This window comes from Cryobacterium sp. Hz9, assembly GCF_004402825.1.
In the GTDB taxonomy this organism is placed as follows: Bacteria; Actinomycetota; Actinomycetes; order Actinomycetales; family Microbacteriaceae; genus Cryobacterium; species Cryobacterium gelidum.
The window spans coordinates 79,930-95,883 of record NZ_SOFC01000012.1 but is presented as its reverse complement, the minus strand read 5'-3'; the positions used below and the strand labels follow the sequence as shown (position 1 = coordinate 95,883).

Sequence of the window (15,954 nt, the reverse complement as noted above, 5' to 3'; positions counted from 1 at the left end):
GGTCGCGGTGGTCTCGGAGTCGACCAGAGAACGCCGCACGTTGCCCCGCCGCCGACCCGCGGCGGGGCAACGTGCGGGGACCCTGATCCGTTCAGCGAGCGGACGTTGCAACCGTCGATTCCCCGGCGGCGCTCGCCTCGTGCTGTTCCGGTTCGTCCGGCACCCGCGACTTTGCGGCCAGCTCGACGCGTTCCTCCCCCACGGCCGCAATACCGCCCAGGATGAGCAGCCCGCCGAACAGTTGGAGTGGCGTGAGCAGTTCGCCCAGCAACAGCCACGCGAACAGAGACGCGAAGATCACCTCGAGGAGCCCGACGAATGACGCGAGCCTCGACCCGAGCACCCCGGCCGCGGTGATCCCCGCCGCGTAGGCGATCGCCGTGCTGATGACGGCGAGCGCGAGGAGCGGCACCCACCAGGGTGTCACCGCTCCGAGCAACGACACGTCTGCAAATGACGCCGTGAATGGCAGCAGTCTCGTGACGCCAAGCAGGCCGAGTGCCACACCGCCGACCAGCAGCCCGAACGCCGCGAGCGCGATCGGCGGCAGCCCCTCGGCTGGGCGTGCGGCCACTACGAAGAAGACCGCGCAGGCAACCGCGGCCCCGAACGCGAACAGCACACCCACGGGGTCGACGGCGCGAATCGCACCGGGCCCGATGACAAGCGCCAGGCCGGCCACGGCGAGAGCCGAGCCGAGCAGAACGGTGCGGCGCGGCATCCGTTGTGTCGTCACCCAGACGAAGGCGACGAGGAGCAGCGGGGCAAGAAATTCAATGAGCAGCGCGGTCGAGACCGGAATGGTCTGTAGGGCAGCGAAATAGGCGAGTTGCGTACACGCCACACCGACCATCCCCATGCCGAGCACCCGCCACCGGCCCCGCCAGAGCGCCGCCCAGCGCCCGCGCAGCGAATACAGCGCCAGCGCCAGCAACACGAGTCCGGCGGTCAGTGCGCGGGCGGTGACCGCCGCCGTCGGCGACCATCCGGCCTCAAGCATCGGCTTGACCAGTGCACCGGAGGTACCGAAAGAGATAGCGGCGACCGCGGCGACAATCAGGCCGCCGGGAATCGATGACAGCTGCATGGGAGCCCTCCGGTCCATCTTGTCATGGTCTAAACTGGCTTACACCTCTGACAATATGACTGGAATCACAAGGAGTCAACTTGCATTTTGCCCCTGACACCGAGGGGGCCCTCGAATTCGTGGTGGCGCTCGGCGATACCGACCCCGGGGCCTCCCGCAGTGGCCGTGACGAGCTCGAGACGCTCGCCGACCTCGCCGCGTTGCTCGCCCCGATCCCGTTCACGGGCCGCATCGACGCCGACGCCGCCGAACTGCGCGATGTGCGGCAGACCCGCGCCCTGTTGCGGCGAGTCTGGACACTCGACCGCGACGACGCCGTCATCGAGGTCAACCGCATCTTACGCGAGGCCAGGGCACTCCCCCAACTCGCGCGGCACGACGTGTCGGATTGGCATCTGCACGCGACCGTGCCCGAGGCGCCGCTCGGCGAGCGGATGCGCGTCGAGGCTGCCCTCGCCTTGATCGATGTGATCCGCAGCGACGAGATGGGACGCCTGCGAATCTGCGCAGCGGATGCCTGCACCGGCCTGGTTCTCGACCTTTCCCGCAACGGGTCCAAGCGTTTTTGCAGCGTGCGCTGCGGCAACCGCATGAACATGATCGCCTTCCGCGAGCGCCAGGCCGCCGAACCTACGCCGGAGGCGTCTCGTCGCGCACGCGGATGACAACGTTGCCGATCTTCTGACCGGCCGCCACGTACTCGTAGGCCTCACGAATCTTCTCCAGCGGAAAGCTGCGGTCCAGCAGCGGCCGAAACTCGCCGGTCTCGACCAATCCCTGGAGAAAAAGCGCGTCAGCTCGGGTGTCTTTCGGAATGGGAAACAGCACCCGTTTCTTTCTCAGCAGCGGCGTCGTCAGTGCCAGCACCGGGTTCTGCCACATCGGGCCCAATTCCGACGAGACGTAGAAGCCGCCCGGCGCGAGCAGCCGACGGCAGCGCCCGAAGGAGCTCTTGCCGACCGCGTCGAGCACCACATCGAACTGGTCATCGAGCGCCGTGAAATCCTCCCGGGTGTAATCCACAACTCGCTCCGCGCCCAGCGATTGCACCGTGGACAGGTGCGCCGTGGCGCAGACCGCCGTGACGCGAGCGCCGAGGTGCGCAAGCAGTTGCACGGCGGCTGAGCCGATACCTCCCGTACCGCCGTTGACCAGCACATTCTGCCCGACCGTGATCTTCGCCGCGCGAATCATATTGAGCGCGTAATGGGCGCCCTCGATGGTCGGCGCGGCCTCGGCATAGGCCAATCCCACCGGAATCTCGGCCACGAGTCCGGTTTCGGCGATGGTGACGTACTCCGCGTGGCCGCCGAATTTCACGCCGTTATAGCCGAACACGCGTTGGCCGACCACAAAGGCGGTCACGCCGGCACCGACACCCGCGACTTCGCCGGCGAACTCGCAACCGAGAATTGTCGCCCGGGGCACTCGCAGCCCGCTGAACAGGCGCACGAGGCGTGGTTTGCCGCTCAGAAACCCGCAGTCCGTGCGGTTCACCGTTGACGCGAAGACTCGCACCAGCAGCTCGTCGCCGTCGGGAACCGGCGCCGAGGCATCCTCTACCCGGATCACGTTCGGTGGTCCGTACCGACGGTACACGGCAGCTTTCATGCGGCACAGCGTACCGCACTCAAAGAATGAACTGACATACCGCGTAGAGCAGTCGGAGTCCGGGACGGTCCTACCTGCGTCCGGACTTGTATGCCGAGACAGAGGGCGCATCCGTGAGCCAAAACCGCCAGGGAAACGCGGTTCCATCACCGCCCGGCCCGCTGAGGCCGACACGTGGACCTCGCGCATGTGGCAACACAGCTCCATTTTTCGGGATGAATAGACGCCATTGGCCGTCAAAAAGATCGTCGCCATCGTTGCTGAGGTCAGCCCCAAAGCTTTGCGCAACGCACCCGGGACCGCGCGCCAGGGCATGTTCCGATAGCGGAATTTTACGTGGCTTCCGCTCGCGACGGGCGCGGGCCAGACCGGCGCCCGCAATGACGTCACCGGCTCGAATGAGACAACCGTATGGTTGCCCGAGCGGCCCGGTGACCAGATTCAGAGCGTGATGCATCCCGTAGGTGAAATAGCAGTAGATATGCCCGGGCGCACCGAACATGGTCTTGTTCCGATTCGTCTTACCCCGGTATGCATGGGCACCGGGATCGCGTTCGCCCGCATACGCCTCAACCTCGGAAATCCGGATGGAGACGGTGCCCTCGGGATCGGTGCGCTGGAGGACGCAGCCGAGAAGCTCCGGTGCAACCTCGAGCACATCGCGAGCAAAGAAACCCCGACTGGCCGGCCGCAACCCGTCAAAGTCGCTCATGGGCCAATCGTAGCCGCTCGCCTGCAGACCGCCCGAAATCGCGCCCCCGGTGAAACACCGGGAATGTGTTTGTGTGGTGCGTTCCTGACGCGATCACCGTCGACCTTCGCGCGTCCATGCCCGCGATTGATAACACTCCACAGCGTGGCAGTCAAATGTGTCGTCGCACACGGTCACTGCACGACTTCTGAGCCGCCGAGTCGTCAATGAGTCGTAGCGTCGGTAGTGCCTTCACGACTTCGCGGAGGGCGCGACACGAACGGGGATACGACATGCTTCTCACCGGTCTGGGCCTGGGCATTGCCCTCGGTTTCGCGATGCAACGCGGTCGTTTCTGCGTGACCGGTGCATTCCGCGATCTCTGGGTCACCGGCAACACCCGCTGGCTCACGGCCTTTCTCATTGTTATCGCCGTGCAGAGCGTCGGGGTATTCACCCTGGATGCCGTCGGCGTTATCTCGCTGTCGTCCAGCGCCTTTCCCTGGCTCGCCACGGTTCTCGGCGCCTTCCTCTTCGGCTTCGCCATCGTGCTCGCGGGCGGCTGCGCCACGGGCACCTACTACCGGGCCGGTGAGGGCCTGGTGGGCAGCTGGCTGGCCCTCATCTTCTATTCGCTGTTCTCCGCGATCTCGAAGACCGGCATGCTGGCGACCGGGGTTTCCGGCCTGCGCAGCGTGACGGTGGAGGCCTCGACGGTGCACGGGCTGCTTGGCGTCTCGCCCTGGCTCCTGGTCGCCCTGCTCGCCACCGCGGTCGTTCTGCTGGCCCGGCATCACCTGCGCAAACGCCCGGGAGCGCGCCTGGCCACCCTGCCGCCCCGCAAACACGGAATCGCTCACCTACTCTTCGAGAAGCAGTGGGGCGCGTTCACTACCGCGCTCGTGATCGCCGGCCTCGCGATTCTGGCCTGGCCGCTGAGCTGGGCCACCGGCCGCGAAGCCGGTCTCGGAATCACCGGCCCGTCATCGAACATCGTCAACTATCTCGTGAGCGGCGACGCCGAGGTCATCGACTGGGGTGTCTATCTGGTGCTCGGAATCCTCACCGGTGCCTTCATCGCCGCCAAGGGCAGCGGAGAATTCCGCATTCGAATTCCAGACGCCGTCACCACCGTTCGCAGCATCGCCGGCGGTGCCCTCATGGGGATCGGCGCCAGCCTGGCGGGCGGTTGCACCATCGGTAATGCCATGGTCAACACGGCTTCCTTCCAGCTTCAAGGCTGGGTGGCCTTCGGCTTCATGATCCTCGGCACCGGCGTCGCCACCCGGTTTTTCATCACCGGACCTTCCAAGGCACGCTCCGCCCGAAACGCGGCGGCCCGAGAGTCGCCCGGGCAGGGTGCAGCTGCGCCGGGTTCACCCCCTCAGACGGCGCGCGCGACACGGGCATCCGTTCGCCCTTAGCGTCCATCACCCTGCGCCATATTCCAGTTCAACTATTCACCACCCAACAAGGAGATTCACCATGGCAGTTCACATACTTGAAACCGACGGTCAGGTCTGCCCGTTCCCCATCGTCGAGGCCAAAGAAGCCATTGCCCTGCTCGATGTCGGCGATGAGCTGGTTATCAATTTCGACTGCACCCAGGCGACGGATGCCTTACCGCGTTGGGCCGCGGAGGCAGGTTACCCGGTCACCAATTTCGACCGCGTCGGCGACGCCGCCTGGACCATCACCGTGCAGAAGGCCTAGGTCTCGCCCGATCAGATTGGTGGGTGGGTCAATCAGTGCCCCCCTCTGTCCTGATAAAAGGGCTGACACGGCGTAGCGTTGAAGCAGCGGATGTCACCGTCGACACGTGCCACGGCACGGGGTTCCCCCGCATTCCACCACCGGCATTGAAGGACTTCTTTATGACGACCACTATTCCCGCCCTCGCCGCCCCCGCGGCCGGCCAGCCTCTCGTACGCACCACGATCGAGGTACGCACTCCCGGCGCCCACGACGTGGCCATCGACATCAAGTTTGCGGGCATCTGCCACTCCGACATTCACCAGGCCCGCGACGAGTGGGGCGTGGGACTGTTCCCGATGGTTCCCGGCCACGAGATTGCCGGCATCGTCTCCGCCGTCGGCAGCGACGTCACCCGCTACCAGGTGGGCGACCGCGTCGGCGTCGGCTGCTTCGTGGACTCCTGCCGCGAGTGTGCCAATTGCCTCGCCGGCGAAGAGCAGTACTGCCTGAAGGGCGAGGTCGGCACCTACAACGACCGCAACCACGACGGCACCGCCACCAACGGCGGCTACAGCACCGCGATCGTCGTCGACGAGAACTACGTACTCGGCATCCCAGACGGCATCGAGCTCTCCGAAGCCGCTCCCCTGCTCTGCGCCGGCATCACCCTCTACTCGCCGCTCAAGAACTGGAAAGCCAGCCCCGGCAAGAAGGTCGCCATCCTCGGCATGGGCGGCCTCGGGCACATGGGCGTGAAGATCGCCCACGCGCTCGGCGCTGAAGTCACCGTACTCAGCCAGACCCTGAGCAAGCAGGAAGACGGCCTGCGTTTCGGAGCAGACCACTACTTCGCCACGAGCGACCCGACCACGTTCACCGAGCTCGAGAACCACTTCGACCTCATCGTGAACACCGTGGCCGCAAACCTCGACATGGAACGGTACCTGCAGCTGCTCGCGCTGGACGGCACGCTCGTGCACGTTGGAATTCCCACGGAACCCGACAGCGTGAAGATGGTCTGGCTCGCCTCGCAGCGTCGCTCCATCGCGGGCTCGAAGATCGGCGGCATCCGCCAGACCCAGGAGATGCTCGACTTTTGTGCCGCCCACGGGATCGGCGCCGACATCGAGGTCATCACGGTCGACCAGGTGAACGAAGCATACGAGCGGGTCATCCGCAGCGACGTGCGCTACCGTTTCGTCATCGACGTTGCCTCGTTCGCCAACGAGACCCGCGTCGGCGCGTAAGCGCTCCGATCCGCACGGCAATCGCTCCGCGGATCGATAAAACCCCGGTACGAACTGCCCCGGGCCGCAGCATTGAGGCGGCCCGGGGCATCCGTCATTAAAGGAGTCTCATGAAGTACGTGAAGTTCGGCAGCACCGGCCTGGATGTCTCCCCGGTCGCCTTGGGATGCATGAGTTATGGCGAGCCGGAACGTGGCAACCACGCCTGGACGCTGACCGAGGAAACCAGCCGGCCGTTCATCCGGCAGGCGGTTGAAGCCGGGATCAACTTCTTCGACACCGCGAACGGGTACTCGGCCGGGTCGAGCGAAGAAATCCTCGGCCGCGCACTCAAGGAATACGCCAACCGGGACGAGGTCGTCGTAGCGACCAAGGTGTACGCGCCCGTCGGCGAAGGCCCCAACCAGCGCGGCCTGTCACGCAAAGCGGTACTGCAGGAAATCGACAACAGCCTGCGCCGGCTCGACCTGGACTACGTGGACCTGTACATCGTGCACCGCTTCGATCCCTTCACCCCCCTTGAGGAGACGCTCGAGGCCCTGCACGACGTGGTGCGCTCGGGCAAGGCACGCTACCTTGGGGCCTCGTCGATGTTCGCCTGGCAATTCGCCAAGGCGCTGCGCCTGCAGCAGGTGAACGGCTGGACCCCGTTCGCGTCGATGCAGAGCCAGTACAACCTGATCAACCGAGAAGAGGAGCGGGAGATGTTCCCGCTCGCAATGGATGCCGGTATCGGCCTCACCCCGTGGAGCCCGCTTGCGCGTGGAAAGCTCACTCGGGACTGGGACGAAACGACCGCCCGCACCGAGACGGACCTGTTCGGCCAGACCCTCTACGCGCAGGCGGAGGAGGGCGATCGTGCTGTTGCATCGGTCGTCGCCGACATCGCCGCCGAGCGCGGCGTGCCGCGAGCGCAGATCGCTCTGGCCTGGGTGTCGGGCAACCCCGCTGTGACAGCGCCGATTGTGGGCGCCACCAAGCAGCAGCACCTCGACGATGCCATCGCCTCACTCGATCTCGAGCTCAGCGCCTCGGAGCGCGCGCGACTGGAGGCGCCGTACCTGCCACGTCTGCCCGAAGGGTTCTAAAGCGTCAGCGAACGGACTCGAGCGCGGCGTCATCCGTCTGGTCTGTGCGCCAGGAGGCCAGAATGTGCAGGGCGTCGCTCGAGGTGGACCCCGGTTGGGTGCTGTAAACGAAAAGCTGTTGGTCGGGTTCGCCCGGAACCGGGAAGGTCTCGTAGTCCACGTCGACGCGGCCCACGATCGGGTGCACGAAACGCTTGAGCCCGAATGTGCATTTCCACACGCGGTGCTGGCTCCACCAGCCGCGGAATTCGTCGCTCTTGACGGTCAGTTCGCCGATCAGCTCGTTGAGCGCACGGTCGTTCGGGTGGGAGCGTGCGTCGTGGCGCAGCATGGCCACCACGTCGCAGGCGACGTCGTCCCAGTCCAGGTACAGTGCACGCGCCGCCGGATCGAGGAAGGTCCACCTGGCGAGGCTGCGCTGGAGCCCGGCGCCCTGCGTGAAATCCTTCAGCAGCAGCTTGGCGAGGTCGTTCATGGCCAACACGTCCATCCCCACACCAAGGACGAACGCAGGCTGCCCGGTGATCGAATCCATGATGGTGCGCACCGACGACCGCACGCTGTGGGTGCGCCGTCGCTGCTGGGTGCGCCCGCCGGTCGACGTCGACAACAGCGAGAACAGGTAGGTGCGCTCTGCCTCGTTCAGGTGCAGTACCTCGGCGAGCGCGTTCACCACCGCATCAGACGCCTGAGTCACCCGGCCCTGCTCCATCCGTGCGTAGTAATCCACGCTCACGCCGGCCAGCCCGGCCACTTCGTCGCGGCGCAGTCCGGGCACCCGTCGGGCGGCCGCGTGGAGGTTTAACGGCAGGCCGACATCGGCTGGCGTGAGTCGGGCCCGGGCCGAGCGCAGAAAATCAGCGAGGGTGTCTTTGTCTTCCATCCCTCCAGTATCTCCTGCGGACGCGCCGTCGAATGTGCGTACGGACCGCGACGCCGTCGCGCGACGGCTGACCGTAGTCGGGTGCCGTCACCGAAGGATCAGACGCCCGTTGACTGCAGGGCCGCGAACGCCTCGGGGCCGATCCTGGCGGCGACCGGGTCCATCCAGAGTGCGCTGAACAGGTTGCCGTCCGGGTCCTCAAAGTCGCGCGCATACATGAAGCCGTAGTCCTGCAGCTCACGGTGCTCCGTACCTCCGGCGGCGACCGCCTTCTCCAGAATGGCATCGACGTCTGCTCGGGAATCACGGCTGCATGCCGTCTCGACCTGCAGCGCGGTTTTGGGATCGACAATCGGCTTGTCGGTAAAGCTGCTGAAGAAGTCCCGGGTGAGCACCATCAGATAGAGAATCTCATCGATCACGACACAGGCGGCGTTTTCGTCGGAGAACAACGGGTTGATGCCCCAGCCGAGCCCCGAATAGAACGCCTTTGAGCGTTCAAGGTCGCTGGTGGGGAGATTGACGAAGATGCTGGTAACCATGGTGACTCCTTGTCCGTCGAGGGCAATCCGTCGATCTACGGACCTGCCGACACACTCGTCAACAACAAGCAGGTTGTCAAGGGCAGAGGTGTCAGGCCACGAACCAAGCGGCGAATCCCGCCACTCGGGCACGCGGAAGCCGTAGCCCCCTCCCCCCGAAAAAAAGAACGCGCCGCCCGCTCACCGCGGATGCTTCTTCGTGCGCGTGTGCGAATCTCGTGCTGCCCGATATGATTCTGCAAACGATAATAGAACACCTAGTTCTATTATCGAACAGGCATCGGTGGTGTGCGGTACGCTACCGCCACCGAGAAACCACGCAGAACAGCCACACAGAGAAGTGAGGAAGCCGTGCAGTTTCACCACCACGGATACGTGTCGACCGATCCCCGCACGCAGGACGCTGCCGGAGTCGGGATCGATCGCCCCGACGAGCTGCCCGACAACGTCGACGTTCTGATCGTGGGAACGGGCCCGGCCGGCATGATCACCGCCGCCCAGCTCTCCCAGTTTCCGGGCATCACGACGCGGATCGTGGAGCGCCGCGGCGAACGCCTCGCGATCGGACAGGCCGACGGAATCCAAGCCCGCAGCGTCGAGACCTTTCAGGCCTTCGGTTTCGCCGAGCGCATCATCGCCGAGGCCTACCGCATCACCGAGATGGCGTTCTGGAAGCCGGACCCCAGTAATCCGGCGAACATCATCCGCTCGGCCCGCGCCATCGATGATCCCACCGGCGTCAGCGAATTCCCGCACCTCATCGTCAACCAGGCGCGCGTGTTGGATTACTTCGCCGAGGTGATGGCGAATTCCCCCACCCGCATGAGGCCGGATTTCGGCTTGGACTTTCTCAGCCTCACCAACAGCAACCACGGCGAGTATCCGGTCACGGTGACGCTCGTGCACACGACGGGTGAAAAACAGGGCCAGGAGCGCATCGTGCACGCCAGGTACGTGGTCGGCGCCGATGGTGCCCATAGCGCCGTGCGCGACTCCATCGGCTGCACGCCCGCCGGCGACCAGGCCTTCCACGCCTGGGGCGTCATGGACGTGCTCGCTGTCACGGACTTTCCCGACATTCGCACCAAGTGCGCCATCCAGTCCGGAACCGGCGGAAGCATCCTGCACATTCCGCGCGAGGGCGGCTACCTGTTTCGCATGTACGTCGACCTCGGCGACGTCTCCCCCGACGACGATGGCGCGGTGCGCAAGACGACGATCGACGAGATCATCGTGAAGGCGAACGCCATTCTGCACCCCTACACGCTCGACGTGAAAAACGTTGCCTGGCACAGCGTGTACGAGGTCGCCCACCGCCTCACCGACCGATTCGACGATCTGCTTCCCGAGGAGATCAACATCCGCTCGCCACGTGTTTTCATCCTGGGTGACGCCTGCCACACGCACAGCGCCAAGGCTGGCCAGGGCATGAACGTGTCGATGCAGGACGGCTTCAACCTGGGCTGGAAACTCGCCTACGTGCTTGACGGGCGCAGCCCCGACAGCCTGCTCAGTACGTATTCGGCCGAGCGCCAGGTCATCGCCAAGAACCTCATCGACTTCGACAAGGAGTGGTCGACCCTGATGGCAATGAAGCCGGAAGACCTGAAGGTGCCCCTCGAAGATTTCTACACCCAGACGGCCGAGTTCCCGGCCGGCTTCATGACCCAATACCCGCCGTCGATGCTGATCGGCAAAGCGACCCACCAGTCGCTCGCCAGCGGATTTCCCATCGGTAAGCGCTTCAAGTCTGCCCCGGTCGTGCGCGTCGGCGACGCCAACCCGGTTCAGCTCGGCCACCACCACCGTGCCGACGGCCGCTGGCGTGTGTATGCATTCGCGGACGCCGATCGCTCTGCACTGGCCGACTGGGCAGAGTGGCTTCGCACCTCCGCCGATTCTCCCCTGTGCGCGCACACCCCGACCGAGGCCGACATCGACAGCGTCTTCGACATCAAGGTGGTCTACCAGCAGACGCACACCGAGATAGACCTCGGCCAGGTTGATGAAGCATTCCTGCCCAAAACCGGCCCGTTCGGGCTGATCGATTACGAAAAGGTGTACGCCGCCGACCCCCGACACCACATCTTCGAGGAACGCGGCATCAGCCAGGACGGCGCCATTGTCGTGGTGCGTCCCGACCAGTACGTCGCGCACGTGCTGCCCCTGACCGCGACAGCGGAGTTGGCCGCCTATTTTCGGCAGATGCTGCTCCCGCGGTAACGACGCCGACCAAGCGGATGCCGACCGTCGTGACCGTTACTCGGCCGGCGGCCGCTGCCGGTTGCGTTTGGTGGCTGAGCGCTGTTGCTTGACGGCGAGGTGTCGCCTCGCTGAGCCGCGGGTGGGTTTGGTCGGGCGGCGGGCGGGCGCTTCCGGTTCCAGCCCTGCGGTCACCAGGTCGGCGAGTTTCCGCAGGGCCGACTCGCGATTGCGCAGCTGGGAGCGCTGCTCGCTGGCCGCGACGGTGACCACCCCGGCGACGAGACGATGCTCGAGGCGGGTGAGCAGCAGCATCCGCTGGTCAGCCGAAAGCACCGTGGACTCGGTGATGTTCCAGAACAGTTCGACCCGGCTGTCGGAGGTGTTCACGTGCTGGCCGCCGGGTCCTGACGACCGCGAGAACCGCCAGCCGAGTTCGCGCTCGGGAATGGTCAGCGCCGGCGACACCTCAAGGTCCATGCTCCCAGCGTGGCACAGAGTGGGCGCGGTCGAAGCCCCCGACTGTACAGTTGAGTATTCGTGCAAGTCTGGGTTCTCCAGCGTCTATCGGGTCTAGAGATGCACCGTGTCCTCTGCTTCCACAACCTGATGGATCAGCGCCAGGTCACCCTCCTTGCCTCACCACGAGCGAGAGAGTCGTTTCGGTGGCGTGGATCTGCTCTTCAACAACGCCGGTCTTGGCCTCAATTCGCCATTTGCGAGCAGCGACCCCGCTGACTGGAAGTCAATGATCGATGCAAACCTGTACGGTGTGCTGAACTGCACCCAGGCTGCCATCCCCCTCATGCGCGGTCGGGCTGGTGCCATGATCTGCTCCGTTTCGAGCGTCGGCGGACGATACGGCGCAGCCACCTGGAACCGATGCGGTCCGAAGACGTAGCCCAGGCCCTGGTCTTCGCTTTCTCGCAGCCGGCCAATGTGCTCATCCAGGAGATCCTCATGCGCCCGGTCAAGCAGATCGCTCCCTGACCCACTGCCGCGTCGAGGCCGGCACTGATGCCAACCGCGGCAGAGTCAACGTACGCCCGGCCTCTCGTCAGCTACCGGGGAGTACCCGCACCTGACCGCCGCAGCCAACGATCCCCGGGCGAATGACCTGGGCGTAGACGCCGAATGGAATGTCGCTTCCGCTCAGGCGATAGCGTGCGAGGGTCTTCAGCAGGTTCGTGCCGCGCGCGCCGGTGTCGGGCTCCGAGTCGATCACCGCGCAGCGAGGGATTCCGGCGCCCACGAGCAGGCGCGCGCTCCCCAGGTCGAGTTCGCGACCAGCCCAGGAATCTTCCACGTGCGCAGCCGCGTCGCCGGTGTCAATTGTGAACGTCGCCCGAAACCGGCGAGCGTCAACGGTCGCGGCCGCCTCATCGGCGAGCCGACGAAGCGAACTCGTCGTCACGATGGTGACGGAGTCGCCGTAGACCACGCCTCCCGGGGCGTTGATCTGCGCCACAGCCACATCCTTCCCAAGCAAACGAGAAAACGCCCGGGCCCACGGCCCGCCGACCACGTGCATGCAAACGGCGCGACCCCAATAGTCGAGTGTGAGATTCTGACCGTTCGACTCGGGTTTTGCGGCCACTTGACGCCCGCCGATGTCGATCGACAGCACCCCGTCATCCAATCGGGCCCTGCAGGTGAGCAGCAGCGGATGCTCGACGGTCTTCAACACGCGGCCGTCTGCGAGGTCAACCACCGCGAAGTGTCGGTCCCCCGCCGGGCCGTGTGCTTCGAGCAGCACGTTTTCGCGCGTGGTGTGACGGCCGCCCTTGAGCACCGACAGGCCAATGTCGCGAATCTGCATAATAGACACCACCCTATCGGCAGACCGCTCGCGGCCCGGGGCTCCCGGCCCGAGGTCGAGGAGGACATGCAGGTTACAGCTTCTCTCCCGCATCCCGCGAGCGCTGCGCGAGGTACACCGATCCCTGCGGGCGCGGAGCGCCGGCCACAATAACGGTCTGAATTCGGCCGATCAGCGCAGTCGTCGAGCCCGCAGGACAACGTCGTGGGTGTGACGGGACCCGGCTCCGGTCGCTACATGGCGTGGCCGGGTCTCGTCGACTTCAATCTGCCAGCTGTCGTCGAGCAGGGCAGCGACCTGCGCCGGGCCCACGTAGTCATCGGCATGAAAACCGTGGTTCGCGGCCTCCTCTGCCGTCGGAGCGGGGTGATGCACGAAGATCAGCACCCCATTGGGGGCGACCGCCGCGAGCAGCGCGTGCTCGGCAACGTTTCCATCGGTGCGCAACAGCGCGGCGTACTGCGCGGAGACGAGATCAAAGGACGCCTGCGGTAGTGCCGCCTCGACCAGGCCGGCGTGTAGCCAGTTCACCGTCACTTTGCGAACGTCGGCCTGAGCGGCCGCGCGGTCGAGCGCCACCCCCGACACGTCCAGCGCCGTGACGTCCCACCCGTGTTCCGCCAGCCAGAGGGCATCCGCTCCCTCGCCGCAGCCGACATCCAGCGCGCGCCCGACAGGCAATTCCCGTGCCTCGGTGGTCAGCGTCGCGTTCGGCTTCCCGCTCCACAGCTGCTCCATGTCGGCGTAGCGGTCGTCCCAGAAATTCTCCTCCGCGCCCGGATCACGAGGGGCGCGACCAGCGGATGCCGCCTCCGCGTTGGCGTGGTCGGTCCCGGCGTGGTCGGGTGAAGTGTCGTTCGTGTGCTCCATGGTTCAAGCATCCGTCTTTCACGGGTGCACGACAAATTCCGGTGGACCCCCGGAGCGATCATGATCAGATGCGTTCCCTCACCCGCGTGCCGCGGAACTGCTCGCTCAGGAGACCTCACTGCGAAGCGGAAGCGTGCGCAGGCTGGCAAACTGCCGCACTCCCCCGTCGATGGGGTCGATGAAGCGCAACTCATTCGCGAGCAACTGCAGGGGACGGGTGAAATCGTCGAGCGGGACATCCTGCACGACCGGGTAGAGCGGGTCATTACTGATGGGAATTCCCAAGCCGAGCATGTGCACGCGCAATTGGTGCGTGCGACCGGTGCGGGGTGTCAGCCGGTAGCTGCCCAGGCCGTCGATCACCGATTCGAGTGCGATCAACGACTCAGCGTTGGCCGGCACGCCCGGCAGCACCTCGGCTTGCCACCGACCACGGCGCGTCGTGAGGTGGTTGCGCACCGTCACGGGCAGGTCGAGACCAGGCAGCAGCGGCGCCAGCGCACGGTAGGTCTTTTCCACTTCGTGGCGTTGGAACATCGACTGATACGCCCCGCGCCACCGTCGCTCGGTCGAAAGAACCAGCAGCCCCGACGTCACCCGGTCCAACCGATGCAGCGGGGAGAGCTCCGGGAGCTGCAGCGCCGCGCGCAGGCGCACCACCACGCTCTGCACGACGTGGCGCCCGCGCGGAATAGACGAGAGAAAAGCGGGCTTGTCGATCACCACGATCCGATCGTCGCGGTAGATCAGATGAATGGGCCCCGGAACAACGGTCTCCTCGGCCAGATCGCGATGGAACCACACAAAGGTGTACGGCCGGTATGGGTCTCGGCCGCCGACTGCCGCGCCAGTGTCATAGACAAAACGCTCCTGGGCCAGAAATCCAGCCACGTCCACGAACTCCGACAACCGCTCGTCCAGCCAGGCACCCATAGTCTGCCAGAGCGGATGCTGCGACCGTTCCGGCGTGCACACCCACGCGGCATCGAGCCCGTGTCGTTGCGGGAGCGGAGAAGGCGGGGGCATGCATTGATGGTACGTGGCCACTCCCTTTCACCGCAGTCGATTGCTGGCGCAAGTCGGAACCCGAGTTGCCCTCGCCCCGCCGCTCGGCGCAGACTGGAGGCACCGGATCGCAACTGAGTCTTCCGCCTGTGGCTAAGGAGCTCACTATGACTGAACCGAACGATGCGCGCGTCGGCCTCTACATCGATTTTGACAACATCGTCATCTCGCGTTACCAGCAGCTGCACGGGCGTAATGCTTTCCAGCGCGACGGCATCCGTGATTTCAATAAGTCGAGTGCGGATGCCGACCCCGAGGTCGCCGCGCGGCTCGCCTCCGCGACGGTGGACTTCAACGCCATCATCGACTTTGCCGCGTCATTTGGCACCCTGGTCGTGAACCGGGCCTACGCCGACTGGTCAGTGCCGGTCAATGCGAGTTACCAGCGCCAGCTCATGTCTCGAGCGGTGGACCTGACCCAGCTGTTCACCACGACCACCCGGGGAACGAAGAACGGTGCCGACATCCGACTGGCCGTCGACGTGGTTGAAGACCTCTTTCGCCTGCCCGACCTGACTCACGTGATCATCATCGCCGGCGACTCTGACTACATCGCCCTGGCCCAGAAGTCGAAGCGGCTGGGGCGCTTCGTGGTCGGCATCGGTGTCGCGGGATCAACGAGCACCTCACTCGCCGCTGCGTGCGACGAGTTTGAGGACTACGACTCGCTGCCCGGAATTGGCAAAGCGACCGGCACGACCAATTCGGAGAGGCCCAAGGCAGGCAGGAAGGCTCCAGAAGCTGCCGAGATTGCACCGGACCCGGCGCCCATCCAGGCCCGTCTGTTCGCTACGAATCCCATGTTCTCGCACACCGAGGATGCGCAGTTCGACGAGCCTGAGGCCGGCGACGACATTGACCCACAGACACTGGCCACGGAGCTCCTGGTGCGGGCGCTGCAGATCGGTCACGCCAAAGGAGACGCCGACGAATGGCTCAACACAGGCACGATCAAGAATCAGATGCGCCGCATGGACCCCTCGTTCAACGAGAAGCCGCTCGGCTTCCGGTCCTTCACCGACTTTCTCTCCTCGCGCAGCGACTTGGCCGATCTGAAAGAGGATGGCCCGCAGCGGCTGATACGGCTGCGCCACGAGGCAGAAAGTAGGCGGTGAGCCCGGCCGCTGTGTTCGGCATCGGATTCGAACTGCTGC

The 15,954-nt window shown here is 65.3% G+C and carries 17 protein-coding genes; 8 read left to right on the top strand and 9 right to left on the bottom strand.

All coding sequences use genetic code 11. The features are described from left to right. Positions 1–91: 91 nt before the first annotated feature. Complete coding sequence (locus E3N85_RS06460; protein ID WP_134460990.1) at positions 92–1,087, bottom strand: DMT family transporter; 996 nt, start codon at positions 1,085–1,087, stop codon at positions 92–94. 80 nt (positions 1,088–1,167) lie between these two features. Between E3N85_RS06460 and E3N85_RS06455 the strand changes: the two genes are divergently transcribed. Further along, positions 1,168–1,752 carry a CGNR zinc finger domain-containing protein gene (locus E3N85_RS06455; RefSeq protein WP_134460987.1) on the top strand — a complete coding sequence of 195 codons (585 nt, stop codon included), beginning with the start codon at positions 1,168–1,170 and terminating at the stop codon, positions 1,750–1,752. Here the strand turns inward: E3N85_RS06455 and E3N85_RS06450 are convergent. Together E3N85_RS06450 and E3N85_RS06445 are read right to left on the bottom strand one after the other, a co-directional pair. Further along, positions 1,718–2,698, bottom strand: a complete 981-nt coding sequence (locus E3N85_RS06450; RefSeq protein ID WP_134460985.1) for an NAD(P)-dependent alcohol dehydrogenase — start codon at positions 2,696–2,698, stop codon at positions 1,718–1,720. The two genes, E3N85_RS06455 and E3N85_RS06450, sit on opposite strands and share 35 nt — an antisense overlap. A 70-nt stretch (positions 2,699–2,768) precedes the next feature. Next, positions 2,769–3,410 carry a DNA-3-methyladenine glycosylase gene (locus E3N85_RS06445; RefSeq protein ID WP_134460982.1) on the bottom strand — a complete coding sequence of 214 codons (642 nt, stop codon included), beginning with the start codon at positions 3,408–3,410 and terminating at the stop codon, positions 2,769–2,771. Between the two features lie 272 nt (positions 3,411–3,682). On the opposite strand from E3N85_RS06445, the gene E3N85_RS06440 reads away from it, so the two are divergent. From E3N85_RS06440 to E3N85_RS06425, 4 genes are all read left to right on the top strand, one after another. After that, the gene (locus E3N85_RS06440; protein ID WP_134460979.1) at positions 3,683–4,813 is read left to right on the top strand and encodes a YeeE/YedE family protein; all 1,131 of its coding nucleotides are present in this window, start codon (positions 3,683–3,685) and stop codon (positions 4,811–4,813) included. Positions 4,814–4,874: 61 nt separating this feature from the next. After that, the gene (locus E3N85_RS06435) at positions 4,875–5,102 is read left to right on the top strand and encodes a sulfurtransferase TusA family protein (protein WP_134460976.1); all 228 of its coding nucleotides are present in this window, start codon (positions 4,875–4,877) and stop codon (positions 5,100–5,102) included. 161 nt (positions 5,103–5,263) lie between these two features. Then, positions 5,264–6,331: an NAD(P)-dependent alcohol dehydrogenase gene (locus E3N85_RS06430; protein ID WP_134460973.1), complete on the top strand. Its 1,068-nt coding sequence runs from the start codon at positions 5,264–5,266 to the stop codon at positions 6,329–6,331. A 110-nt stretch (positions 6,332–6,441) separates the two neighbouring features. Beyond that, a complete protein-coding gene (locus E3N85_RS06425) occupies positions 6,442–7,419 on the top strand; it encodes an aldo/keto reductase (protein WP_134460970.1) in 978 nt (325 codons plus the stop codon). Positions 7,420–7,423: 4 nt separating this feature from the next. Here the strand turns inward: E3N85_RS06425 and E3N85_RS06420 are convergent, their stop codons facing one another. Then, positions 7,424–8,302, bottom strand: coding sequence for a helix-turn-helix transcriptional regulator (locus E3N85_RS06420; protein ID WP_134460967.1), 879 nt, complete (start codon positions 8,300–8,302; stop codon positions 7,424–7,426). Between the two features lie 98 nt (positions 8,303–8,400). Next, complete coding sequence (locus E3N85_RS06415) at positions 8,401–8,844, bottom strand: VOC family protein (protein ID WP_134460964.1); 444 nt, start codon at positions 8,842–8,844, stop codon at positions 8,401–8,403. A gap of 351 nt (positions 8,845–9,195) precedes the next feature. Here E3N85_RS06415 and E3N85_RS06410 point away from each other — a divergent pair, with 351 nt between their 5' ends. Further along, complete coding sequence (locus E3N85_RS06410) at positions 9,196–11,067, top strand: FAD-binding monooxygenase (RefSeq protein ID WP_134460961.1); 1,872 nt, start codon at positions 9,196–9,198, stop codon at positions 11,065–11,067. Between the two features lie 36 nt (positions 11,068–11,103). On the opposite strand, the gene arfB is transcribed toward E3N85_RS06410, so the two are convergent. Then, entirely contained in the window at positions 11,104–11,526 is a 423-nt protein-coding gene (gene arfB, locus E3N85_RS06405) for an alternative ribosome rescue aminoacyl-tRNA hydrolase ArfB (protein ID WP_134460958.1), read from the bottom strand. A gap of 154 nt (positions 11,527–11,680) precedes the next feature. Here arfB and E3N85_RS17115 point away from each other — a divergent pair, with 154 nt between their 5' ends. After that, positions 11,681–11,947 (top strand): SDR family oxidoreductase, encoded by a 267-nt coding sequence (locus E3N85_RS17115; RefSeq protein ID WP_370289111.1) that lies wholly within the window; start codon positions 11,681–11,683, stop codon positions 11,945–11,947. 156 nt (positions 11,948–12,103) lie between these two features. Here E3N85_RS17115 and E3N85_RS06395 read toward each other — a convergent pair whose 3' ends face one another. From E3N85_RS06395 to E3N85_RS06385, 3 genes are all read right to left on the bottom strand, one after another. Further along, positions 12,104–12,865 carry an MOSC domain-containing protein gene (locus tag E3N85_RS06395; protein ID WP_134460955.1) on the bottom strand — a complete coding sequence of 254 codons (762 nt, stop codon included), beginning with the start codon at positions 12,863–12,865 and terminating at the stop codon, positions 12,104–12,106. Between the two features lie 171 nt (positions 12,866–13,036). After that, positions 13,037–13,735, bottom strand: coding sequence for a bifunctional 2-polyprenyl-6-hydroxyphenol methylase/3-demethylubiquinol 3-O-methyltransferase UbiG (locus E3N85_RS06390; RefSeq protein WP_134460952.1), 699 nt, complete (start codon positions 13,733–13,735; stop codon positions 13,037–13,039). Positions 13,736–13,840: 105 nt separating this feature from the next. Then, the gene (locus E3N85_RS06385) at positions 13,841–14,761 is read right to left on the bottom strand and encodes a pseudouridine synthase (protein WP_134460950.1); all 921 of its coding nucleotides are present in this window, start codon (positions 14,759–14,761) and stop codon (positions 13,841–13,843) included. Positions 14,762–14,907: 146 nt separating this feature from the next. Between E3N85_RS06385 and E3N85_RS06380 the strand changes: the two genes are divergently transcribed. Then, the gene (locus tag E3N85_RS06380; RefSeq protein ID WP_134460947.1) at positions 14,908–15,915 is read left to right on the top strand and encodes an NYN domain-containing protein; all 1,008 of its coding nucleotides are present in this window, start codon (positions 14,908–14,910) and stop codon (positions 15,913–15,915) included. Positions 15,916–15,954 lie beyond the last annotated feature (39 nt).